Source organism: Roseburia sp. CLA-AA-H209 (assembly GCF_020687575.1).
Classification (GTDB): Bacteria; Bacillota; Clostridia; order Lachnospirales; family Lachnospiraceae; genus Roseburia_C; species Roseburia_C amylophila.
In genome coordinates this window covers 24,901-49,491 of the sequence record NZ_JAJEQU010000014.1, presented here as the reverse complement: position 1 = coordinate 49,491, position 24,591 = coordinate 24,901, and the positions used below count along the sequence as shown (strand labels likewise).

General features: G+C 40.3%; 19 protein-coding genes and 1 tRNA gene. 19 read left to right on the top strand and 1 reads right to left on the bottom strand.

Annotated features, from left to right (window positions below; genetic code table 11):
* Window positions 1-49 precede the first annotated feature (49 nt).
* The 8 genes from LKD41_RS12265 to LKD41_RS12230 all read left to right on the top strand — a co-directional run bounded on the left by LKD41_RS12265 (window position 50) and on the right by LKD41_RS12230 (window position 8,550).
* Window positions 50-1,330 (top strand): diaminopimelate decarboxylase, encoded by a 1,281-nt coding sequence (locus tag LKD41_RS12265; RefSeq protein WP_227701349.1) that lies wholly within the window; start codon window positions 50-52, stop codon window positions 1,328-1,330.
* Between the two features lie 64 nt (window positions 1,331-1,394).
* Window positions 1,395-1,477 (top strand) — tRNA-Leu (locus LKD41_RS12260).
* 199 nt (window positions 1,478-1,676) lie between these two features.
* A complete protein-coding gene (locus LKD41_RS12255; RefSeq protein ID WP_227701348.1) occupies window positions 1,677-3,047 on the top strand; it encodes an MATE family efflux transporter in 1,371 nt (456 codons plus the stop codon).
* A gap of 86 nt (window positions 3,048-3,133) precedes the next feature.
* Window positions 3,134-3,367 (top strand): helix-turn-helix domain-containing protein, encoded by a 234-nt coding sequence (locus LKD41_RS12250; protein WP_227701347.1) that lies wholly within the window; start codon window positions 3,134-3,136, stop codon window positions 3,365-3,367.
* A gap of 19 nt (window positions 3,368-3,386) precedes the next feature.
* Window positions 3,387-3,677, top strand: a complete 291-nt coding sequence (locus tag LKD41_RS12245; RefSeq protein ID WP_022242418.1) for a hypothetical protein — start codon at window positions 3,387-3,389, stop codon at window positions 3,675-3,677.
* Between the two features lie 17 nt (window positions 3,678-3,694).
* Window positions 3,695-4,093 (top strand): serine/threonine protein phosphatase, encoded by a 399-nt coding sequence (locus tag LKD41_RS12240; protein ID WP_227701346.1) that lies wholly within the window; start codon window positions 3,695-3,697, stop codon window positions 4,091-4,093.
* Window positions 4,094-4,619: 526 nt separating this feature from the next.
* A complete protein-coding gene (locus LKD41_RS12235; protein ID WP_117840773.1) occupies window positions 4,620-5,321 on the top strand; it encodes an ABC transporter ATP-binding protein in 702 nt (233 codons plus the stop codon).
* Window positions 5,322-5,361: 40 nt separating this feature from the next.
* Window positions 5,362-8,550 (top strand): FtsX-like permease family protein, encoded by a 3,189-nt coding sequence (locus LKD41_RS12230; protein WP_227701345.1) that lies wholly within the window; start codon window positions 5,362-5,364, stop codon window positions 8,548-8,550.
* On the opposite strand, the gene LKD41_RS12225 is transcribed toward LKD41_RS12230, so the two are convergent.
* Window positions 8,547-9,869, bottom strand: a complete 1,323-nt coding sequence (locus LKD41_RS12225; protein ID WP_227701344.1) for a polysaccharide biosynthesis protein — start codon at window positions 9,867-9,869, stop codon at window positions 8,547-8,549. The two genes, LKD41_RS12230 and LKD41_RS12225, sit on opposite strands and share 4 nt — an antisense overlap.
* A gap of 84 nt (window positions 9,870-9,953) precedes the next feature.
* Between LKD41_RS12225 and LKD41_RS12220 the strand changes: the two genes are divergently transcribed.
* The 11 genes from LKD41_RS12220 to LKD41_RS12170 all read left to right on the top strand — a co-directional run bounded on the left by LKD41_RS12220 (window position 9,954) and on the right by LKD41_RS12170 (window position 24,588).
* Window positions 9,954-11,120 carry a cysteine desulfurase family protein gene (locus LKD41_RS12220; protein ID WP_227701343.1) on the top strand — a complete coding sequence of 389 codons (1,167 nt, stop codon included), beginning with the start codon at window positions 9,954-9,956 and terminating at the stop codon, window positions 11,118-11,120.
* A 68-nt stretch (window positions 11,121-11,188) separates the two neighbouring features.
* On the top strand, window positions 11,189-12,268 hold the full coding sequence (mnmA, locus tag LKD41_RS12215) for a tRNA 2-thiouridine(34) synthase MnmA (RefSeq protein WP_022242412.1): 1,080 nt from the start codon (window positions 11,189-11,191) through the stop codon (window positions 12,266-12,268).
* 230 nt (window positions 12,269-12,498) lie between these two features.
* Complete coding sequence (licT, locus tag LKD41_RS12210; protein ID WP_227701342.1) at window positions 12,499-13,335, top strand: BglG family transcription antiterminator LicT; 837 nt, start codon at window positions 12,499-12,501, stop codon at window positions 13,333-13,335.
* 297 nt (window positions 13,336-13,632) lie between these two features.
* On the top strand, window positions 13,633-15,573 hold the full coding sequence (locus LKD41_RS12205; RefSeq protein ID WP_227701341.1) for a beta-glucoside-specific PTS transporter subunit IIABC: 1,941 nt from the start codon (window positions 13,633-13,635) through the stop codon (window positions 15,571-15,573).
* Between the two features lie 173 nt (window positions 15,574-15,746).
* Window positions 15,747-17,183 carry a glycoside hydrolase family 1 protein gene (locus LKD41_RS12200; RefSeq protein WP_022242409.1) on the top strand — a complete coding sequence of 479 codons (1,437 nt, stop codon included), beginning with the start codon at window positions 15,747-15,749 and terminating at the stop codon, window positions 17,181-17,183.
* A 19-nt stretch (window positions 17,184-17,202) separates the two neighbouring features.
* Complete coding sequence (gene ptsP, locus LKD41_RS12195) at window positions 17,203-18,816, top strand: phosphoenolpyruvate--protein phosphotransferase (RefSeq protein WP_227701340.1); 1,614 nt, start codon at window positions 17,203-17,205, stop codon at window positions 18,814-18,816.
* A complete protein-coding gene (locus LKD41_RS12190) occupies window positions 18,816-19,628 on the top strand; it encodes an HAD family hydrolase (protein ID WP_117840778.1) in 813 nt (270 codons plus the stop codon). The genes ptsP and LKD41_RS12190 overlap by 1 nt, the downstream gene beginning before the upstream one ends.
* Window positions 19,629-20,400: 772 nt before the next feature.
* Window positions 20,401-20,874, top strand: coding sequence for a hypothetical protein (locus LKD41_RS12185; RefSeq protein ID WP_227701339.1), 474 nt, complete (start codon window positions 20,401-20,403; stop codon window positions 20,872-20,874).
* A gap of 10 nt (window positions 20,875-20,884) precedes the next feature.
* Complete coding sequence (locus LKD41_RS12180; protein ID WP_227701338.1) at window positions 20,885-21,766, top strand: hypothetical protein; 882 nt, start codon at window positions 20,885-20,887, stop codon at window positions 21,764-21,766.
* A gap of 11 nt (window positions 21,767-21,777) precedes the next feature.
* Window positions 21,778-23,073 (top strand): DNA cytosine methyltransferase, encoded by a 1,296-nt coding sequence (locus tag LKD41_RS12175; RefSeq protein WP_227701337.1) that lies wholly within the window; start codon window positions 21,778-21,780, stop codon window positions 23,071-23,073.
* A 177-nt stretch (window positions 23,074-23,250) separates the two neighbouring features.
* Complete coding sequence (locus LKD41_RS12170) at window positions 23,251-24,588, top strand: deoxyguanosinetriphosphate triphosphohydrolase family protein (RefSeq protein ID WP_177387625.1); 1,338 nt, start codon at window positions 23,251-23,253, stop codon at window positions 24,586-24,588.
* Window positions 24,589-24,591: the final 3 nt, after the last annotated feature.

Genomic DNA, 24,591 nt, shown 5'->3' with positions numbered 1-24,591 from the left:
GGGAATTTTAGAATACTACTTAGCTGAGGCGTGAAGGAGACTAACTATTATGAAGAAAGAACCATTTGTGACAAAAGAACAGATTGAAGAAATTGTAAAGACATATCCAACCCCGTTTCACCTTTATGATGAAAAAGGCATCCGTGAAAATGCAAAGGCAGTAAAAGAAGCATTTGCATGGAATCCGGGATTTCGTGAGTATTTTGCAGTAAAGGCAACCCCGAACCCATTTATCTTAAACATTTTAAAAGAGTATGACTGTGGCTGCGACTGTGCATCCCAGACAGAGTTGATGTTAGCTGATTCCCAGGGATTTGACGGAAAGTATATTATGTTTTCTTCCAATGATACCCCTGCATATGAATATAAATTTGCAGACAAGATTGGCGCAATCATCAACCTGGATGACTTTACCCATATCGACTTCTTAGAGAAGACAATCGGTAAGATTCCAGAGACCATCAGCTGCAGATATAATCCGGGCGGAGTGTTCAAAATGAGCAACGGTATCATGGATAATCCGGGAGATGCAAAATACGGATTTACAACGGAGCAGTTATTTGAAGGCTTTAAGATTTTAAAAGAAAAAGGTGCAAAGAATTTTGGTATTCATGCATTCTTAGCAAGTAATACCGTAACCAACGAGTATTATCCGATGCTTGCAAAACAGCTTTTTGAAGTAGCTGTTAAATTAAAAGAAGAAGTAGGCTGCCATATCAGCTTTATCAACCTTTCCGGTGGAGTTGGTGTGAACTATACACCAGACCAGGAACCAAACGACATCCGTGTTATCGGCGAAGGCGTACACAAGGTTTATGATGAAATTTTAGTTCCGGCAGGTATGGATGATGTAGCTATCTATACTGAGATGGGCCGTTTTATGTTAGCACCTTATGGATGCCTTGTGACGCAGGCAATTCATGAGAAACATACACACAAGGAATACATTGGTGTGGATGCCTGTGCAGTAAACCTGATGCGTCCTGCAATGTATGGTGCATATCATCACATTACCGTGCTTGGCAAGGACAACAGCGTATGCGACCACAAATATGATGTAACCGGTTCTCTTTGTGAGAACAATGATAAATTTGCCGTGGACCGTATGTTGCCGAAGATTGACATGGGCGATTATCTGGTAATTCATGATACCGGAGCACATGGTTATTCCATGGGTTATAACTACAATGGTAAATTAAAATCCGCTGAGTTACTTCTGAAGGAAGATGGCTCCGTACAGCTTATCCGTCGTGCAGAGACACCGAAGGATTATTTTGCAACATTTGACTGCTTTGATATTTTGAAAAATATGAAAGACCCGGAAAAATAAACTTGCAATCTATTAGAAAATATGATAAACTTTCATTTGTTCGGTTCGACGGAACCGAATAAATGCCGGCGTGTCGGAATGGCAGACGAGGCAGACTCAAAATCTGTTGTGGGCAACCACGTGCGGGTTCAAGTCCCGCTGCCGGCATTAAAATTTTGGAAAAGAATCGACTACAGGTCGGTTCTTTTTTTACGCGAGTAGCGAGAAAAATCTGGGAGAAAAGAAGGAGCCAAGCTCGCTTTGGCGAACTTCTTTTCTGTTCAGATTTGGCGAGCACCGCGATAACTCGAGAAACTCGCTAAGCGTGTTTCCCGTAGTTACGCGAGTAGAAGGTAAGGAGAATTACATGGAACAGACCAATGACAGAACATTTTTAGAAACAGAACCGGTAGGAAAGCTGTTATTAAAACTGGCATTGCCTACCGTTGCAGCCCAGTTGATTAATATGATGTATAACATAGTAGACCGTATGTACATCGGCCATATTCCGGGGGATGGTGCAATGGCACTGACCGGAGTTGGTGTATGCATGCCGCTTATTATGGTAGTATCTGCGTTTGCAGCACTGATTAGCAATGGTGGTGCTCCACGGGCAACCATATTTATGGGAAAAGGAGAGAAGGACAAGGCGGAAAAAACGCTGGGGAACTGTTTTTGCACCCAGATTATTGTATCGCTGATACTGACTGCATTTCTGCTGGCTGGAAACAGAGGCTTTCTTCTGGCATTTGGAGCCAGCGAAAATACGATTTCTTTTGCTGCTGATTATATGAATATTTATGCTATAGGAACGATTTTTGTGCAGTTGACCCTGGGGATGAATGCATTTATTACGGCGCAGGGATTTGCCAGAACCAGTATGCTGTCGGTACTGATTGGTGCAGTGATTAACATTGTGCTGGATCCGGTATTTATCTTTGGATTTGGAATGGGTGTAAAAGGAGCAGCGCTGGCAACGGTTCTTTCTCAGGCATGTTCCTGTATCTGGGTGCTGGCTTTCTTATGCGGAAAGAAAACGCATCTTCGCCTGAAAGGAAAAAATATGGTTTTGCAGGCAAATATTATTTGGCCGAGTATTGCACTTGGAACAGCAATGTTTATTATGCAGGCAAGCGAGAGCGTGATTTCAGTCTGCTTTAATTCTTCGTTATTACGATATGGCGGAGATATGGCAGTAGGAGCCATGACCATATTAACCAGTGTCATGCAGTTTGCACTACTTCCGTTACAGGGATTGGGTCAGGGAGCGCAGCCGATTATCAGCTATAATTATGGAGCCAAAAGAGCAGACAGGGTAAAAGAAGCCTATTTCTTATTATTGAAAATTGATGTTGGATTTTCCTTTGTTTTGTGGGCATTGGTGATGGCATTTCCAAGAGCATTTGCAGCCATGTTTACTTCGGATGCGGCACTGATTGCATATACGGGAAATGCACTCCGGATTTATCTTATGGCAATTATGATATTCGGAATCCAGATGGCGTGTCAGATGGCATTTACATCACTGGGAAAAGCAGTATCTTCCATTATTGTAGCGGTGATGCGTAAATTCGTATTATTACTGCCGCTTATTTATATTATGCCGCACATTTTTACCGGCAATCAGGCAATGGCAGTTTATATGGCAGAGCCGGTAGCGGATGTACTGGCGGTAAGCTTTACGTCTGTACTGTTCTATTTCCAGTTCCGCAAGGTGCTGCGTCAGATAGAAGAATAGTTCAAAAAGAGCCTTTTTTGAGGCTCTTTTTCGTTGACAATAAGTTATCATATATGATAACATAGAGACAGTTGTTGAGGTGAGAAATGGAGAAGAATAAGAGCAGGGAGCAGTCGACGCGTTCGGATGTGGTGCGTCAGTTGAAGGCGGTGCGCAAGGAACAGCATATTACCCAGGAAGTGCTTGCAGAGCGGGCAGGCACGAAGAAATCCAATATTTCCAGATTGGAGAGCGGAAGATATAATCCAAGTCTGGATTTTCTGGTGAAGGTAGCAGGCTGTCTGGGGAAGAACGTAGAGATTCAGATCATGGACAAATAGAAGGAGACAGGGTATTATTATGAAGAAGAACAAACCGAAGACCATGGGGAAAAATATTGACCGGGATGTGGAATTATGCAGAACTACCAATGCCAGAGTCAGCAGTCAGATGATGCGGACACTGGTAAGCCATGAGATTCCATTTACACAGAACTGGGTGAGAGTTCCATTTTATAAGAGAGTTGCTTATAATGGGGCGAAGGAAGTCTGCGTTATCAGCACACATTATAACCAGTATCAGCGGGCGAGAAGAGTATTAGACCATATGGAAGTGGTATATCGGGAACGCATGATTTTGCATGCGGTATAAGACAGGAGGAAAAAGAGATGGAGAGCTTAACAAAGCAGTTTCCGGATAAGGAGACCTTTGACAAATTCTTTGTAGAGAATTTCAAGACCATGACTTACGAAGATGTAAAAGAAGGCTTAGAGGAATTAGTCAAGGCAGAAGGATTAAATATATTTCAGGATGATTATGTGAAAAATGTACGGAAAGAGGATTTTAAAGAGCATCTTTCCAAGGGCGCACGATTTGAATTTGAAAATGCCATGACAGAAGCATTTTACGATAAGAATCCGGAAGTATATGAGGCGGCATTTGGACTTTACGAAGAAGTACCAAAGCAGGCAATGGCAATTACTGAGACTTTTCACCGCACGTATCAGGAGATATATGAAGAGAGTTTAAATTGTATGTTTGATGCAGTGATAGTTCCGTTGTTATAAGAAAAAATTTTTCGGATATTTGAATGTATAATCCACTTTTTTAGAATAGCAGATTCTGACTGTGATTCTAAGAAAGTGGATTTTTTGACTTTAGAAAAATTTAATTTCAAAAAGTGAAAAGATTGTGCTACCATTACAATAAGCAGGTAACAGGTGATTGTGAATGGGATAGATTTTGTCATCAGAACTATCTTTCCGATGTTTGTAAGAATTGCTACATGGTTCGTCGAAGTACAGATGCCTGATAAAGGCTGTTAGGGACACTGGGAATTTCGTCAGGAAACAGGCAACGCTGGTACAGGGATGTACCAGCGAGGCACAACTGAACATGGATGTGAATTTGTGCCGGTTGCCGGATGAAATTAATACGATAACGAAATTCCCAGTGTCCCTTGCAGGCATTATGTGGCATCTGTCTTCGACGGACAGTGCAGCGATTCAGCCAAAGCAACCGGAAAGACGGTTTTTATAACTTTCCGTTTGCACAATCACCTGAATAATCAGAATAAAAGGAGGAAGCTATCAAATGGCATTTGTATCCTTTCAGAATGTAAGTAAAGTATATAAAACCGGAGAAGTTACGATAGAAGCATTACATGATGTGAATTTTGAAATAGAAAAGGGAGAATTCTGCGTTATCGTAGGAGCGTCCGGAGCGGGAAAGACAACAATATTAAATATATTGGGAGGAATGGATTATCTGACCACCGGAAAAGTATATCTGGATGGAGAAGAAGTCTCAGCATATAATAAGCGGCAGCTTACCAGTTACCGGAGATATGATGTGGGATTTGTATTCCAGTTTTATAATCTGGTGCAGAATCTTACAGCATTGGAAAATGTTGAACTTGCAGCACAGATTTGCAAGGAACCGTTAGATGCAGCAACAGTTTTAGATGAGGTGGGCTTAAGTGAACGGAAAGCCAATTTCCCGGCACAGCTATCCGGTGGAGAACAGCAGAGAGTAGCAATTGCAAGAGCACTGGCAAAGAATCCGAAGGTGCTGCTTTGTGATGAACCGACAGGCGCACTGGATTATAATACCGGAAAAGCCGTTTTAAAACTGCTGCAGAATACTTGCAGAAAACAAGGCAAAACCGTCATTGTAATTACACATAATCAGGCACTGACTGCAATGGCAGACCGTGTCATTACCGTAAAGAGCGGAACCATTCAAAAGATAGAGAAAAATGAACATATCGTGGATGTCGATGAGATTGAATGGTAGTCCATGTGGAAAAGAAAGGGTTTGAAATATGAAATCCATGATGAAGAGAAATATATTTCGTGAGATAAAGAAAAGCTTTGGAAGATATTTTGCTATCCTTGCCATTATTGCACTGGGTGTTGCATTTTTTTCCGGCCTTAAGATTACCCAGTCGGTCATGGTGCATTCTGCGGATGTCTATTTAAAGGATTTGCAATTCTATGATTATCGTCTGGTATCCACACTTGGCTTTACAGAAGAAAATGTAGAAGCACTGGCAGAAAAAGAAGATGTCCGGGCGGCAGAGGGTGCCATATCGGCAGAGGTCCTTTATAAGGATGCCGGAGAAAATGAGCGCGTTATCAAGATGCATTCCATCACAGAGAAGGTCAATAAACTGAAGCTGGTTGCCGGAGAAATGCCGCAGTCTGCTGATGAATGTGTGGTAGATTCCGTACTTTTTTCAGAAGATGCCATTGGAAGCAAGCTGGTTCTTTCGGAAAATAATACAACAGATGATTTAGATAAATTTGCATACAAAGAATATACGATTACCGGACTAGTACAGTCACCGTGCTATATCCAGTTTGAACGTGGCAATACATCCATTGGAAATGGCAGAATCAGCGGATTTGCCTATATATTAAAAGATGGATTTGCAGTAGATTATGACACAGAAATCTATATTAAATTTGATGAAGATTATGACATCTATTCCGATGAGTATGATTCCTATATGGACGCAAAGGAAGCAGACTGGGAGGCCTATACAAAGGAACAGGCAGATATCCGTTATGAAAAGATTGTAAAAGACGCACAGGACGAACTGGATGAGAAGAAGGAAGAGTTAGAGGAAAAGCGGGCAGAAGCGGAAGCGGAATTAGAATCGGCAAAGCAGCAGCTTACGGATGGAGAAACAGAGATCTCCGATGGAAAAAATCAGATTGCTTCTGCAAAGACCGAACTTTCTGCTAAAGCATCGGAGCTGCAGTCCGGGAAGGATGCATTGTCTTCTAAGGCGGCAGAATTAGAGAGCGCATCGCAGCAGATTTCCGGGCAGGAAAGTGCACTGGCAGCAAAAAAGGCAGAGTATGAGCAGGGATTGAATGCTTATTTGGCAGCAAAGCAGCAGGTGACGGATCAGAGAAACAGCCTTGAGGCCGCAAAAGCGCAGTTGATGGAAAATACTCCGGGCTATGAAGAGATGCTGGCACAGATTGAAGCCGGTTTAACGGAGGTTGCCGGTGCAGAAGCAGAATTAAATGCAAAGAATGCGGAATTAGAAGCAGCCGCAGGTCAGCTTTCTTCTGCGGAAAGCCAGCTGGCAGCCGCAAAGCAGCAGATAGAAGATGGAAAAAATGCACTGGCAGCTGCCGAGGCAGAGCTTACGGATGGGGAGAACCAGCTTGCGGCAGCAAAAGAACAGATAGAAGAAAAAGAAGATCAGCTTGAGGCTGCAGAAACAGAGCTGGCAGACGGCTTACTGCAGTATCAGGAGAAGCAGAGTGAATTTGATGAGCAGATGCAGGATGCGGATGACCAGATAGCAGATGCACAGAGTAAGATAGATGAAATCGAGAAACCGGAGACTTATGTACTGGACCGGAATACCAATGTAGGTTATGTGTGCCTGAAAAATGATTCCGGTGTAGTAAAAGGAATTGCCAATGTATTTCCGGTATTCTTCTTTCTGGTGGCAGCGTTAATCTGTATGACTACCATGAACCGGATGGTGGAAGAACAGCGGACACAGATTGGTGTGCTAAAGGCACTGGGTTTTAGTGAAGGAAAGATAATGGGAAAGTATCTTTTCTATTCCGGCTCTGCAGCCATCAGCGGAACGTTAATCGGCTATGTGCTGGGAATCCATTTCTTCCCGTTAGTCATCATAACCGCCTATGGAATTGTCTATAAAATGGGTGGGATTTATTATGTGTCTGACCTGCCATTAGTACTGGTTTCACTTACCGTTGCAGTACTTTGCTCCGTTGGGACGACCTGGCTGTCCTGCCATAAAGAGTTAAAAGAAGTGGCGGCAGATTTGATGCGGCCGAAAGCACCAAAAGCCGGAAAACGTGTATTCTTAGAGCATGTACCATTTATCTGGAAGAGACTTAAATTCTTGCAGAAGGTATCCGTAAGAAATATTGTCCGCTATAAGAAGCGTTTCTTTATGATGGTAATCGGAATCAGCGGCTGTACGGCATTGCTGGTGATGGGCTTTGGTGTAAGAGATTCTGTAGTGGCAGTGGCAGACCAGCAGTATGAAGAAATCCAGCTTTACGACATTGGAGTTACATTAAAAGATGGAAAGATGCCGGGAGAGGCTGACCTTAAATCTTTAGATTCTGTATTGGAAAAGGAAAATGCAGCAGGCATGTATGCCATGGAAAAGACCATTGACCTGGTGACAGATAAAGGAACTAAGTCGATTCATATGGTGGCAGTGGAAAATCCGGATGAAGTAGGAGACTTTATTTCGCTGCATACAAAGAAACAGGAGCCGATTGCTTATCCAAAAGAAGGAGAAGCAGTACTTTCGAAGAAAGTGGCAGAAACCTATGCAGTCAAAAAAGGCGATACGATTCTGCTGCGTGACAGTGACAACAATGAGATGCACTTAAAAGTCACCGGAATCTGTGAGAATCATATTTATAATTATGTATACATTGCACCGGAATCCTATGAAAAACAGATTGGGGATGTGGTATTTAAAAATGTGTATGTGAGACTGCCGGATGCGTCAGATATTCATGAAGTGAGTGCGGCACTGATGAAAGCAGATGGTGTGACGGCAGTAACCGTTAATTCCGATATGTTAAGCCGGATTTCACAGATGATGTCCTGTATGAATTATATTGTCATTATCATTATTATCTGTGCCGGAGCACTGGCATTTATCGTATTATATAATCTTAATAATATCAATATTACGGAACGGGTGAGAGAGATAGCTACCATTAAAGTATTAGGCTTCTATCCAAAGGAAACGGCATCTTATGTGTTTCGGGAGAATATGGTCTTAACTGCCATCGGCTGCGGACTGGGACTGATTTTAGGAAAATGGTTCCATCGTTTTGTAATGGGTGAGATACAGATTGATATGGTATCCTTTAATGTACAGATTAATGCAGTAAGTTATCTCTTTAGTGTTTTGCTGACGATGGGCTTTGCATGGATTGTAAACTGTATGATGACAGGCAAATTAGAACGTATCAACATGGCAGAATCCTTAAAATCAATAGACTAAAGCAGGCTGTTTTCTGGCGATTTCTTTCTGGCAAACCGAAGGAGCGCAAGAAAGGATAAAAAAGTAGTCAGCAGTTCGCCTGCAAGCATGCCATAGAGGTAGCAGCGGATGCCATATGTTGGAATCAGTGCATAGATAAAGAAAATGCGTAAAGTGCAGCCGCTCATATTAATGTAGAACGCACGTCCCGGTTTCCCTAGACCGTGAAGAACGGAAGTAAGGGTGGTGGACAGATAGAGGAAAGGGCAGATCCAGCTTAATATGAGTATGAAACTGCCGGCTAATGTGTTCTGGAAAACGAATTGTCCAATCCATTTCCCAGTCAGAAGAAAACCGAAGGTACAGGAAAAGCCAAGAAGCAGACAATAAAACACCGTTTTTTTAATAGTACGGCGGATTAAGTGAAAATCCTTTCTTGCATAGGCTTCTGAAATAGCAGGCATCAGCAGCACCGAGACAGAATTTACAAGGACATTGGGAAAAAGAATCATTGGCATTGCCATTCCGGTAAAAATGCCGAAGACGCTCAAGGCATCCTGATTGCTGTAGCCATATTTTTTTAAGCAGATGGGAATCAGAATGGCTTCAATACTGGAAAATAAGTGATATGCTACGTGATTGGTGGTAAGGGGCAGCGCAAAGAGGGAAAGCTCCTTAAAAATTCTTTTTATATGCCTGCTGCACTTTTGGAAATGAAGGCAGCTTACGGAAAAGAGTGAAGAGGCCAGTTCACCGCAGACAACACCCCAGACAGCAATGGATGGGGTGATGGGATAACTTTTTTCCAGGCAGATAAGATAAAGTATATAGACACTTAAGACCCGGACAACCTGCTCCATAAGCTGGCTTACGGATGGCACCAGAGTTTTCTTCTTCCCATAATAATAACCATTGATACAGGCATGGACACTGGCAGGAATCAGGCAGTAGGAAAGAATAACTAGGAGTGGAGCACAACGGGATTCATCTAAAATATGAATGGCAATAAAATCAGAATAAGAAATCAGAATAACAGTAAGTGAGAGTGCAATTCCCACAGAAAGAACCAGACCGGCATAGAGGTAACTCATGCCGGTATTTTTATGGTCGGCTGCAGCAACAAAGCGGGAGACAGCGGTCTGGATGCCTGAGGAACTGAAGGCAATACAGAGGGCAAAAACCGGAAAAATAAGCTGATAAATTCCAAGACCTTCTGCACCAATTATGCGGGAGAGGAATATTCTATAGAAGAAACCGATTACTCTGTTGGAAAGTCCGGTCACAGTAAGCAGGAGAGTACCGGCAATCAGTGGATTTGAAATGGATTTCAACGGTTTCAATTGGAGCCTCCATGAAAAAGCAGATTTGTCAAAAGTATATGATAAATCAGAGGCAGAAAGAACTATTCTCAGAGGGAAAGAAGCATGAAGAAAATGATTTATCTTGATAATGCAGCAACAACACCGACAGCACCGGAAGTAATCGAAGCAATGCTGCCCTTTTATGAGCGTCGTTATGGAAACCCATCTGCCCTGTATGATCTGGGGCAAAAAAGTCATGATGCCATAGAAGAAAGCCGGAAGATAATTGCGCAGAGCATCGGGGCGCAGCCGGAGGAAATATATTTTACAGCCGGAGGAAGTGAATCTGATAACTGGGCATTGAAATGTACCGCAGAAAGTATGGTTATGCGTGGCCGGCATATCATTACCACGAAAATAGAGCATCATGCCATTTTAAGAACCTGCGGATATCTGGAACAGAATGGTTATGAGATTACTTACCTTCCGGTAAATGACAAGGGAACGGTTTCCTTGGAGCAGGTGCGGCAGGCAATCCGGCCGGATACCATATTGATTTCTGTTATGATGGCAAATAATGAGATTGGTACCATAGAACCTATAGCAAGAATCGGTATGCTTGCCAGGAGATATGGAATCTGTTTTCATACGGATGCCGTACAGGCATATGGACATATTCCCATTGAGGTCAACAGAATGAATATTGATATGATGAGTGCCAGCGCACATAAATTCAACGGACCTAAGGGAACCGGATTTTTATATGTGCGAAAGAAAAAGAGGATACCTCCTTTTATCCATGGAGGAGGCCAGGAAAGCGGTGTCCGGGCGGGAACTGAGAATGTGCCGGGAATTGTAGGCATGGGAAAAGCGGCAGCCATGGCAATGGAAAGCTTAAAAGAGCGGATGGAAATCGAGACAAGGATGCGGGATTACTTGATTTATTCAGTATTAAAGCAGGTGCCGAAGGTAAGGCTGAATGGGGAATGGAACAACCGCCTTCCGAATAATGTGGACTTTTGTTTTGATGAGTTAGAAGGTGGGAATCTTTTGGTTATGCTGGATATGGATGGAATCTGTGCATCGGCAGGTTCAGCGTGTTCTTCTGGAGAACATGAGCCATCCCATGTGTTAACAGCCATCGGTGTACCGCCGGAAATTGCAAGGGGAGCATTGCGGCTTACTTTAAATGAAAAAATTACGGCAGAGCAGATTGATTATGTGACTGCCTGCATCAAAAAGAATGTCACAATCCTAAGGGGACAGAAGGAAACCGTAAAATTCACTTGACGGATGCTGACAGTGTGGGTAAACTGTGAGTGCAGCTAAAAATTTGCCTGTAGGATAGGATTAAATATATGAAGGAAAAAGTAGTAGTTGGAATGTCCGGCGGAGTGGATTCTTCCGTTGCGGCATATCTTTTAAAGGAACAGGGCTATGATGTGATTGGTGTAACCATGCAGATCTGGCAGGATGAGGAAGAGACACAGCAGCAGGAAAATGGTGGCTGCTGTGGCCTCAGTGCCGTGGATGATGCCAGAAGAGTGGCTGACCGGTTGGAAATACCATATTATGTGATGAACTTTAAACAGGAATTTAAACAGTATGTAATGGATTATTTTGTGGCAGAATATTTGGCAGGAAGAACGCCGAATCCATGTATTGCCTGTAACCGTTATGTAAAATGGGAGTCACTTCTTGCCAGAAGCTTAAGCATCGGAGCAGATTATATTGCAACCGGACATTATGCAAGAATTGCAAAATGTGACAACGGACGTTTCGCAGTGGCAAAATCTGTAACAGCAGCCAAGGATCAGACCTATGCATTATATAACCTGACACAGGAGCAGTTATCCCATACATTGATGCCGGTAGGTGCTTATCATAAAGATGAAATCCGCAAAATCGCAGAAGAGGTGGGACTTCCGGTGGCTCATAAGAGAGACAGCCAGGAAATCTGCTTTATCCCGGATAATGACTATGCAGGTTTTATTGACCGTGAGGTTGGAGATGCAGTTCCGGGAGAGGGAAACTTTGTGACAAAAGATGGTGAAATTATCGGACGGCACAAAGGAATTACCCACTATACCGTAGGACAGCGCCGTGGCTTGAATATACCATATGGCAAACGGATTTTTGTAACAGAGATCAGACCGGAAACCAATGAAGTAGTGGTAGGTTCGCCAGAGGATGTATTTACGGATACACTGGTTGCAGACCATGTCAATTATATGGGACTTACCGATTTTGATGGCAGACGTCTCTTAGGTAAAATCCGTTATGGACATGCAGGAGCCATGTGTACCGTGGAAAATATCGGAGAGGGCAGAATCCGCTGTCATTTTGAAGAACCGGTCCGTGCTGTGACACCGGGTCAGGCGGTGGTATTTTATGATGGGGAATTTGTCGCAGGCGGTGGAATTATTATAGGAAAATAGTGAATTGTGCACAAAAATGAAATGGTAAAATTATATATTATATACGAAGTTTACATTCCGGACTTGACGTTTCTGATAAAATATAGTACATTTGTAATGTAATAAGCAGGGACGCAAACCGGATTGTTACTAGAGATAGGCAAGACTGGATTGCACTTTAAGATAATTGTTAGGTCGGATTATTTAGAGTGTAATGCAGCTTTTTTTATATCATAAACAGGTGAAACGTAATGCAGATTATCAAAGTAATTAACAATAATGTAATTAGTTCCGAGGACGATAAAGGTAAAGAAATCATCGTTATGGGAAAGGGCATAGGCTTCGGAAAGAAAGCCGGAGAAGAAATAGATGAGACAAAGATAGAAAAAGTATTCTCCCTTCCGGACGAAAGTACCAGCCAGTTCATGCAGGTGGTAAAGGACATGCCGTATGAATATATCCGGACAGCCGAGCTGGTTATCGCATATGCCAGAGAAACATTAGGTTATCATTTAAGTAAAAATATTTATGTGACATTAACAGACCACTTGGGATACGCCATAGAGAGAAAGCAGCAGGGCATCGTTGTTGCGAATGAGCTTTCCTGGGAGATGAAGAAATTCTACAATGCAGAATTTCAGGTGGGATTGAAAGCCTTAGATATTGTAAAACAGGAACTAGACGTGGAGCTGCCGGAGGATGAAGCTGGATTTATTGCGATGCATCTGGTAAATGCACAGATGGGCGGTCAGATGAATCAGTCCAGGAATATGCCGGCAATGATAAAGGATATACTCAATATAGTCAGATATACCTTTCAGGTGGAATTGGATGAAAAGAGCCTGTCCTATGAGCGTTTTGTAACGCATTTAAGATTCTTTGTACAGCGGGTAATCAGTCGGGAAGACAGTGAACGTAATGATGAAGAATTTGACCAGTTGATTGCGGATCGTTTCCCACATTCCTACGAATGTGCACAGAAGATAAAGAGTTACATGAAGAAGAAGCTTGATTATGAAGTCTCGGATGTAGAGATTTCCTATCTGGCAGTACACATTCATCGTGTGATTCACAGTATGAATAAGTAAATACCCTTTCGGCAAGGGATTGTTACGTTAAGACGGCAAAACCCAGACGAATAAGACTCATAGGAAGAGTTTTATTTGTTTGGGCTTTTTTAATTTACAGGAAATTGCTTTCCTGTAAATTAAAAAACGCTCCGCGAGGATGCACACTGCGGCGTATAAGGTAGATGTCGCAAGCGACCGCCGCAGGCGCGAGAATGTGCCAAGGCACATTCGTTGTTTTTAACAAAATGAATAAAACACAAGAGTGTTTTAGATAAAAATGAACATGCTATAAAAAATAAAAATGGAGGGATTGTTATGGCAAGTAAGTATGATGGACTGGCAAGAATTATTATCCAGAACGTAGGCGGCAGGGAGAATATCATAAGCCTTGCACACTGTGTTACCAGACTTCGTTTTAAATTAAAAGACGAGTCCAAGGCTAACACAGAAGTATTAAAAGCAACGGAAGGAATTGTGACAGTAATGAAATCTGGCGGACAGTATCAGATAGTAATCGGAAATCATGTACCGGATGTCTATGATGTGGTTTGTGAACATGCACATCTGGTCGGAAACGGAGCTGTTTCCGAGGATGCAGAAGACGGCGGAGAGAAGATGGGGCTTGGTGCAAGACTCATTGATTTGATTTCCGGTGTATTCCAGCCATTCCTTGGTGTGCTTTGTGCAGCAGGTATTATCAAAGGTCTTTTGGCACTGTGGTCTTTTATCGCAAGTCAGTCAGGAATTGATGTTACCACAAGCGGAGCATATCAGCTCTGGTATTCCATTGGAGACGGATTCTTCTATTTTCTGCCGATTATCTTAGGATATACTGCAGCAAAGAAATTTAAGATGAATGAATTTATCGGAATGGCACTTGGTATATCACTTACCTATCCGGCACTGGTTAATCTGACTTCAGGAGAACTGATAGGTTCCCTGTTTGCAGGAACTTCCTTTGAAATGAATTATTATACAACCTTTTTTGGAATTCCTGTTATTATGCCATCCAGTGGTTATACTTCTTCGGTAGTACCAATTGTTATTGCAGTGGCTTGTGCTGCCTGGCTGGAAAAGAGATTAAAGAAAGTAATTCCGGACGTTATTAAAACATTTATCGTTCCGGTTGTAACTTTGGCAGTAATGGTTCCACTTACCTATCTGGTAATCGGACCGGTATCTACTTTCCTTTGCAACATTATCGGTATTATTTTCGGAGCAATCTATAACCTTCCGGTTGTAGGAGGTCTTGTAGCAGGTATCTTAGTCGGAGCATTCTGGCAGGTACTGGTAATCTTCGGATTACATTGGGGACTTGTTCCACTGGCAATGATTAATTATGGAACTTTAGGATATGACTTCATCCTTTCTCCATATTTCGCAGCATCTTTTGCGCAGTCCATGGTTGTACTGGCTATTGTATTAAAGACGAAAGATAAGCAACTTAGAAATATTGCATTACCGGCGTTTATCTCAGGACTCTTTGGTGTAACAGAGCCATGTATTTATGGTATTACACTTCCAAAGAAAAAACCATTCGTAATTTCCTGTATTGCATCCGCTATTGGTGGTGGAATCATAGGATTTGCCGGAGTTAAAACTTATATGATGGGTGGTCTTGGATTCTTCGGACTTCCGGCATTCATCGATGGTGAGTCAAAGAGCGTTTACAGTTTGATCTGGGTATTAATCGGTATGGCAGTAGCTATGGTAGTTGCGTTCGTAGCAACTTACATTACCTATCATGATGATGCTCCACAGAATGATGAAGCAAAAATAGAAAAGAAAGGCACAAAAACCGCAGCAAACCAGGTAATTGCATCTCCTCTTACCGGAGAAGTAAAAGCCTTGGAAGAAGTAGAAGATGAAGCATTTTCAAGCGGAGCATTAGGTCAGGGTGTTGCTATTCTCCCGTCCGAAGGCAAATTATATGCACCATGTGATGGCGAAGTAGTAACCTTCTTCCCAACCGGTCATGCCATTGGAATAGTATCCGATGGCGGAGCAGAAATCCTGATTCATGTGGGCATGGATACCGTGAAATTAGATGGAGAAGGATTTACACCGAAGGTAGCACAGGGAGCCAAAGTAAAGAAAGGTGACCTTTTATTGGAATTTGATATTGCAAAGATTACAGAAGCAGGATATTCCGTTCTGACTCCGGTTATCATCAGCAACACAGCAGATTACGCAGATGTAGTTCCGACAGATGCAAAGAAAGTTGCAGCGTTGGACACATTGATTACCGTTTTATAAATTAGTTTTCCATAGTTTTTTATACCTAAGGGTGCGGGCTCTGATAAAGGGCTCGTGCTCTATCCAACAAAATCAGAAGCCTTATTGCAGGGCAGAATGAGAAAAGAAAAATATAAAAACAGAAATTATAAATTTTCACAAATAAAAATAATAAGAAGCAGGAGGAAAAAGCAATGAAGACATTTCGTAAAGATTTTCTCTGGGGCGGTGCAACCGCAGCCAATCAGTTTGAGGGAGCATGGGATGTAGACGGAAAAGGAGCATCTGTTTCTGATATGTGTACGAATGGTTCCCATACCGAGCCGAAAAAGGTAACAAGAACCATTCATCCGGAATATCTCTATCCGAGCCACGAAGCAATTGATTTCTATCATCATTACAAAGAGGATATTGCATTATTTGCAGAAATGGGATTTAAAGTATTCCGTTTATCCATTGCATGGACAAGAATTTTTCCGACCGGAATGGAGAATGAGCCAAACGAAGCAGGACTGGCATTCTACGATAAAGTATTTGATGAGTGTTTAAAATATGGCATTGAGCCGCTGGTAACCATTTCCCATTATGAAATGCCATATGCACTGATTGAAAAATACAATGGCTGGGAAGCCAGAGAATGTATTGATTATTTTTTAAATTACTGCAAGGCAATTTTCGAAAGATATCAGGGCAAAGTAAAATACTGGCTGACCTTCAATGAAATCAATGGCGGAACCACACCGCTTGGCAACCTGCTTTCCCTTGGAACTGTAAAAGGCTATGAGGGAAAAATTACAGAGATTCCGGATGACCCGAAGGTTCGTTTCCAGGCATTGCATCATCAGTTTGTTGCCAGCGCAAAGGCAGTAAAATTAGCACATGAAAAATATCCGGAATATCTTATCGGTGATATGAATGTCTTTATGACCAAGTATCCATTTACCTGCAATCCGGAGGATGTATTAGCAACACAGAAGGAAATGCGGATTATGAACTGGTTCTGTTCCGATGTGCAGGTAAGAGGAGAATATCCGGCGTATATGGAGCGGTATTTTGAAGAAAATAATATTCATGTTAAAATGGAACCGGGCGATGAAGAAATTCTGCGGGAAGGCTGTGTGGATTTCTATACTCTCAGCTATTATATGAGCAGTTGTGTATCAAAAGATCCAAATGGCGAGCAGACGGATGGAAACCTGATTGCCGGTCTTAAGAATCCATATCTTAAGGCAAGCGACTGGGGCTGGCAGATTGACCCACAGGGCTTACATTATTCCTTAAATGAAATTTATGACCGTTATCAGATTCCGGTTATGGTAGTAGAAAATGGCCTTGGCGCTTATGATAAATTAGAAGAAGATGGAAGCATTCAGGATGATTACCGTATCGATTATCTGCGGGATCATATCAAAGAGATGAAAGAAGCGGTAAAAGATGGCGTTGACCTGATGGGATATACACCATGGGGCTGCATTGATTTAGTAAGTGCATCCACCGGAGAAATGGCAAAGAGATATGGCTTCATCTATGTAGAAAAATATGATGATGGAACCGGAACTCTTGCAAGAAGAAAGAAAAAATCCTTCGACTGGTATAAAGAAGTAATTGCTTCAAATGGAGAAAACTTATAAAAGAAAGAAGGTATGGACTATGGAAAAGTTTAATGGAAAAAAGGTATTCAGCGGTATTGCAATTGGAAAGGTAAAACTCCTTTTAAAAGCTGAAAATCAGGTGGTAAGAAAGAGAATAGAAGATCCGGCAGCAGAGATTGCCCGCTATGAAGCAGCAAAGCAGACTGCAATTGAACAGCTCCACAAGCTTTACAAGAAAGCATTAAAAGAAGTGGGTGAAGTAAATGCACAGATTTTTGATGTGCATGCCATGATGTTAGAGGATGGAGATTATAATGATTCCGTTCACAATCTTATTGAGAGCCAGAGCGTAAATGCAGAGTATGCGGTAGGTGTTACCGGAGATAACTTTGCAGAAGTATTTGCAAATATGGATGACGAGTATTTCAAAGCCCGTTCCATTGATATGAAGGATATTTCTGAGCGTGTCATCAATGTATTATGTGGAAATGATATGGGAAGCGACCTTGGAGATGAGCCGGTTATTATCGTAGCAAAGGATTTAGCTCCGAGTGAAACCGTACAGATGGATAAAAGTAAGCTGCTGGCATTTGTAACACAGCTGGGCTCTACGAATTCACATACTGCAATTTTAGCAAGAACTATGGGCATCCCGGCACTGATTGGTGTGGAAATCAAGGAAGAGTGGAACGGAAAACAGGCAATTGTGGATGGCTATACCGGAACTCTTATCATTGAACCGGATGAAGCAGCTTTGGCAGAATATAAGAAAAAAGCAGAAGAGGATGCAAAGCAGAAGGAATTATTGCTGACTTTAAAGGGAAAAGAAAATGTGACAAAGAGTGGTCAGAAAATCAATCTTTATGCCAACATCGGAAATGTCTCTGACTTAGCGGCAGTACTTAAAAATGATGCCGGTGGAATCGGACTTTTCCGTAGTGAATTTCTTTATCTTGAAAAAGATACTTTCCCAACAGAAGAAGAACAGTTTACAGCTTATAAGCAGGTCGCAGAGACCATGGCAGGAAAGAAGGTTATTATCCGAACCCTGGATATCGGAGCCGATAAGCAGGTGGACTACTTTAACCTCGACAAAGAAGACAATCCGGCAATGGGATATCGTGCCATCCGGATCTGCCTGACCCAGCCGGAAATTTTTAAGACCCAGCTTCGTGCTTTATTCCGCGCAAGCAATTACGGAAATATTGCAATTATGTATCCGATGATTATTTCGGTAGATGAAGTGCGTAAGATTAAAGCAATTTCAGAAGAAGTGAAAGAAGAACTTACAAAGGAAGGGATTCCTTTTGGGAATGTGGAGCAGGGTATCATGATTGAAACTCCTGCAGCAGCAGTAATGAGTGATGAACTGGCAAAAGAGGTTGATTTCTTCAGTATCGGAACCAATGACCTGACCCAGTATACACTGGCAATTGACCGTCAGAATGCAAAGCTTGACAGCTTCTATAATCCGCATCATGAAGCAGTGCTCCGGCTGATTCAGATGACCGTGGAAAATGCACACAAGGCAGGCATCTGGGCAGGAATATGTGGAGAACTTGGGGCAGATACAACTCTGACCCAGCGTTTCTTAGAGATGGGGGTAGATGAATTATCTGTTTCTCCTGGCTGTGTTCTTCCGGTTCGAAAAGCGATTCGGGATGCAGAATAATGAGCCGTAAACTGATTTTTTTGGATGTAGACGGAACCCTGGTGGATTTCACCATGCACATGCCGGAATCTGCCAGGGAAGCATTAAGCATTGCCAGAAAGCGGGGACATCTGATTTCGTTATGTACCGGAAGAACTGTAACGAATGTGTATCCATGGCTTTTAGAGTTTGGATTTGATGCCATTGTGGCTTCGGCAGGTGCTTATGTGTCTGCAAATGATAAGGTGATTTACCATAGCGTTCTGGCAAATGATAAGGTGCAGGATATGGTAGAGGTGCTGAAGGAGCACGGTGCATGCTTTATGCTGCAGGGAATCAACGGACGTTATGTGGATGAAGAGAATGCAAAGAAAATGAGAGAACGCTGTATGCGGCTTGGACTTGATATTGACGGTGCTCTAAACGGATTGACGCTTGTTGAACATCCGGAACAGATGCCGGCTCTTGAAAGTGGAATGTATTTTGATGCCGATATTCCGGTGGATGTGATGCAGAAGGAAGTCGGAAATTATATCAAGATAACCGGAGCAAGCTTTGGCAAGGATCGTCAGATGTCCGGTGAAATGACGAAGATGGGAGTCAACAAGGCAACCGGAATGCAGCGGCTTATGGATGAGTTAAAGATAGGCAGGGAAGATACCATTGCTTTTGGTGATGGACCAAATGATGTGGAAATGCTGCAATTTGCAGGAACAGGAGTGGCAATGGGAAATGCGATTCCGGCAGTAAAACAGTATGCGGATATGGTTACAGATAAGATTGATGAAGACGGACTGTATCATGCATTCGAACGGCTGCATCTGTTGGGATAAAAGTTTGAAATGAAAATAGTTTTCTTATGATACAAAGTAACGGCGCGGTTCATCAACTGCAGAGACAACATAAATACAGTAAAGGGCACTAAGAATTTCGATGAATATAGAATAAGTTCCGGCAACCGGTGCAAATTCACATCCATGTTCATATGCACCTCGCTGACACATCCCTGTGCCAGCGTTGCCTGATATTATTTGAAATTCCAAATGCCCCTAACTGTACTTATTATGCCTCTTAAGTTGACGAACCGCGCCGTTACTTTTTTCTCTTATACAAATAAACTATCCGCTATGCAGATGTGTCCACAGGCGCTTTAGTTCATAGTAAAAAATCTTCAATTTAATATTATTAATATTAAGTACAGGTTCGCAAACCGTACTAAAAATAAAGGAGGTAATGCTGGAAACCTATTTACGGCTTGAAAAGTCTAATCACACAGTTATGTGGAGGAGAATGACGTAAGTGGAAAAGGTGAGGATATCAATAAAAATCTCCTATGTATAAATAACTGATTTGATGTGAGAAAAAATGAATACAAAAATAGATAAAAATCAAAAGAAAAATAAAGAAATTTAGAGAATTATATAAGGGGGTTGAAATTGCAATTATTAATTGTGTGAAAGCGGTATTGGATTTTCAATAGAGAAGGACAAAAATATAAGTGGAGAAGACAACGAAAACATGATATAATTATTTTGAAATTTTGTGTGACTTTTTAGTACTTGATACAAAATATTAATAATATTGGTTAGAAGAGTTGGAAACGATATGCGAACAATGTTATTGAGTTTTAAACCTGAATGGTTTGACAAAATAAAAGAAGGAAACAAAATATTTGAATATAGAAGAACATTTCCAGATGAAGAGATAATGGCATATATGTATGTTAGTAGCCCTATGATGCAAATTGTTGGAAGGATTCATTTGGGGCGCAGGATTGATATTAATATATGGAAAGAGCAATATAAGGATGATAGAGAAGTGTGCGATAGAGTAAATGATTTTTTGATAAGACACACATATGCTATGCCAATTCTTTCGTTTCAAATGACAAAGTCAATAGATTTAAATACACTTAGAAGTTTTAAGGTGGATTTTGTATGTCCTCAGATGTATTATTATTTAGAAAAGTATCCAAATTTATTAAAATTTATCAAAGAGAATGCAGTAGATGTGGGAGAATTACAGGTTAATTCATTTGATAATATTACAAAAAAAGAAATATGTAGAAAGCAGTATTAGGAGGTACTTTATGGGAGATTTTAGTAATGCAGAGAGAAAAATTTTAGCCTTTATGAAAGAAGGAACACAGTTCATATTTCAAGATAAGAATTATTCAGTAGTCCTTGCAGGAAAGCCAACTTGTCATAAGGGAGAACCTAAAACAGATATTTACATTTTAGCAAAGTCGGTAAATGATGAAACTGAAATAAAGATATCATATAAAAAAGAAAATGCAGATTTTATCGAAAATAAAATGAGTGCAGAAAGAGCAGAACAACTTTTGGGAGATAATTGGTCTGAAATAATAAAAAAATCAACAATTGCTATACATGATAAATTTGAAGAAAGAATGCTCATATATAAAAATAAGTTTCGAAGGACTGAAAAAGGAGCAATTACTTTAGGGTGGAAATTTGAGTTGCTTAATAAGAAGAGTGGAGATTTATCTGGAAAAATGTTACTTACAGAAGAACAGGTTATTGATGTTTATGCAGGAAACAATCTGTCAGATGATAAGCGCAATGCTGTGGTTTGTGGTCAGGTAATAGAAGGTAGCGGAATTGCAAACTATATACTGATGGACGAAAGTGTACAGTCAGCACAGGATGTAATTGACAAGATGGTTCCTATTAGAGACTATGTTAATATGCATCCAGATATTTATTTTGCATGTAAAGCACTTAATTATCGTTCATTTGCAGAAAAATGGGATGGAGATAGACCGTTGTCGGTTCAGGTATTTTGGAATGCAGAAGAAAATAAGTTAGTACCTAAATTGGTATATAATTCTCCGTTAAAGATAAAAGGAAATGAAATGGCCATAAGATTGTTGAAGTATATGAAACTGCTTCATATAAAAAATACAGATGATATAGATGATGAAAATGTAGGAACAGATAAAATAATTTAGAGGTGATTAGTATGGCTATTATAATAGAAAAACGTGGGAGAGGCAAGTTTAAACCATCACCGAACTATGAAGTGGGAGAGGTGAAAAAATTACTTGATTCTAAAATTGAAGAAGAAAGGCAGGCATTTGCAAATTGTAGTCAGAAAATAGACTTTGATAAACTTAATTATGATTCAAGTAAGTGGAATTTATTATCTTTGTTTTCTGGTTGTGGTGGCCTTGATTTGGGCTTTGAATTGGCTGGATTAAAAGCTGTTATGGGAGAGTCTGTTATGGAAGCAGCTTTCAACGATAAAAAGGTGTTTGATGACAATAAAAAAAATAATGTATTTAACACTATTTATGTGAATGATATTTTTGATGAGGCAAGAGAAACCTACATACAGAATGCGGGAAGATATATTTATATGGATAAGAGTGATATAAGAAAGATTAAAGATTTTCCTAGAGCAGATATTGTATTAGGCGGTTTTCCGTGCCCGGGATTCTCAGAAGCTGGTCCGAGATTAGTGGATGATAAGAGAAACTTCTTGTATCTTCATTTTATTCGTTGCTTGATGCAGAGTAAACCAAAGATTTTTGTGGCAGAAAATGTTAAGGGGATGATGACACTTGGTAAAGGAGAAGTATTTAAACAGATTGTACAGGATTTTGCAGCAGCAGGATATAAAATATATTACAAACTTCTTAATTCAGTGGAATATGGTGTTCCGCAAATAAGAAAACGTGTGATTTTAGTTGGAGTCAGAAATGATATTGATTTTGAGTATATTTACCCAGAACCGACACATGGTTATGGTATTAAAGGATTAAAAGAAGTGGTGACACTTCGTGATGCAATTGGTGATTTGGAAGATAATCCGGGTGATTATTTTATAGGTTCTTATTCTACGATATTTATGTCTCGTAATCGTAAAAAATTATGGTCACAACCAAGTTTTACAATTCAAGCATCGGGAAGGCAGGCACCAATTCATCCGGCGGGGAAACCAATGATTCATGTGGGTAAAGATAGGTATATTTTTAGTGATGGAGAAGAGAATAATAGAAGATTATCGGTGAAAGAAATTGCTAGAATACAGACGTTTCCTGATTGGTATGAATTCAGCCGGGGTACAAGTAAAAAAAATGATAATGCTAAATTGGACTTGGTGTATAAACAGATTGGAAATGCTGTACCGGTAAGATTAGCATTATCTGTGGCTGATCCCATTGCGGAGTTTGCTAAGAGAAAATTAGCAGAGAAAGAAAAGAATGAATATATTACTGCTCAGAGGGATGAAAAAGAGGAAAGAATGATGGCGTAGTAAAATAAATAATCTTGTTGGCTATAGTGAAGCATAGATTAAAGAAGATTTTTTAAGAAAATATTTTTTGACAGGAACAAATTAGAAATATTTAATTATGTATTATTAAAGAAAAATTGGATAGGAGTTGGAAAATAATAGAAAGTTAATTTAATTGAAGTGAAAGGGAGAAAAGATATGCAAAATAATGACACTATTTTAAAACAACAATCAGGCGAAATTAAAGATATTTTTTTAAAACCTATTTCTGAAAATGCTGGTTTACAGAAAAGGTTGTATCAGGAAGGAAATCGTTATAGGGCTGATGGAGAGTACCAAAGAGATTATACGAGAATACTGTATGCATCATCATTTAGACGTCTTCAAGGAAAGATGCAATTGTTTGCAGTACAATCGGATCAATTTATACGAAATAGATTAACACATAGTTTAGAAGTAGCGCAGATTGCAAGGTCAATTGCAAAAGAAATAGGATATAGTCAGGATGAAATATATGTTGTTGAAGCTGCGGCATTAGCACATGATATAGGAAATCCACCTTTTGGTCATGCTGGAGAACGATATCTAAATAAATTAGCAAAATCTGCAGGTGGATTTGAAGGAAATGCTCAGACATTTAGAATTTTAACAACGGTAGAACAGAAAAGAGCAAATTTTCAAGGCTTAAATCTAACGTATAGAACGTTACTGGGTGTATTGAAGTATTTTAATAAATATAATTCGAAGCTGTCAGAAGAATCACTATCAAAGCAAAAATTTATATATGATAAGGACTATGAATTGGTTCAGAATATTATTAGTGAAACGGATGTTGAATTAAGAACGATTGATGTTCAAATTGTTGACTTGGCAGATGAAATAGCATATGCTGCACATGATTTAGAGGATGGATTGAGGCTAGGAAGTTTTACGTTAGACGATATTTTTCATGATTTTTATAAAAATAATAAAGATGAAAAAAGTATAGAGTGCTTAGAAAAAATTATCGAGGAAAGTAAGGAAAGAGCAGGTTATAAAACAAATGACATATCATCTGCAGAGTTTTCAAAATTGTATAGAAAAGAAGTTACTTCTCGTATTATAAACACACTAATAAATGATATAGGAATAGTAACATTGACAGATGATGAAAAACGAAAAAAGGGGACAAAAAGACAAAAGGAAATAGGTTTTGTTAATTATGGTATATTAGCCTCTGGACTAAAAAGGACAACATATGAATGTATAACAAATACAGATGAAGTTTATGCATATGAGCAACATGGCGAGAAGATGTTAAGTACTTTATATGATTTTTATTTGAATAATTCAAGATATTTACCGCCAGAATATCGGGCTGATAATATAATAAATCAATATAAAAAAATATATGAAAGCGAAAGTAGGGATGAAGGATTGAAAAATGTATTGCAAGAAAGGCTAGTGCTGGATTATATATCAGGTATGATGGATGAATATGTTAAAACAACATATAGAAGGTTGAAAAATAGTGATTTAGAAGAAAAAATGAGGTAAATA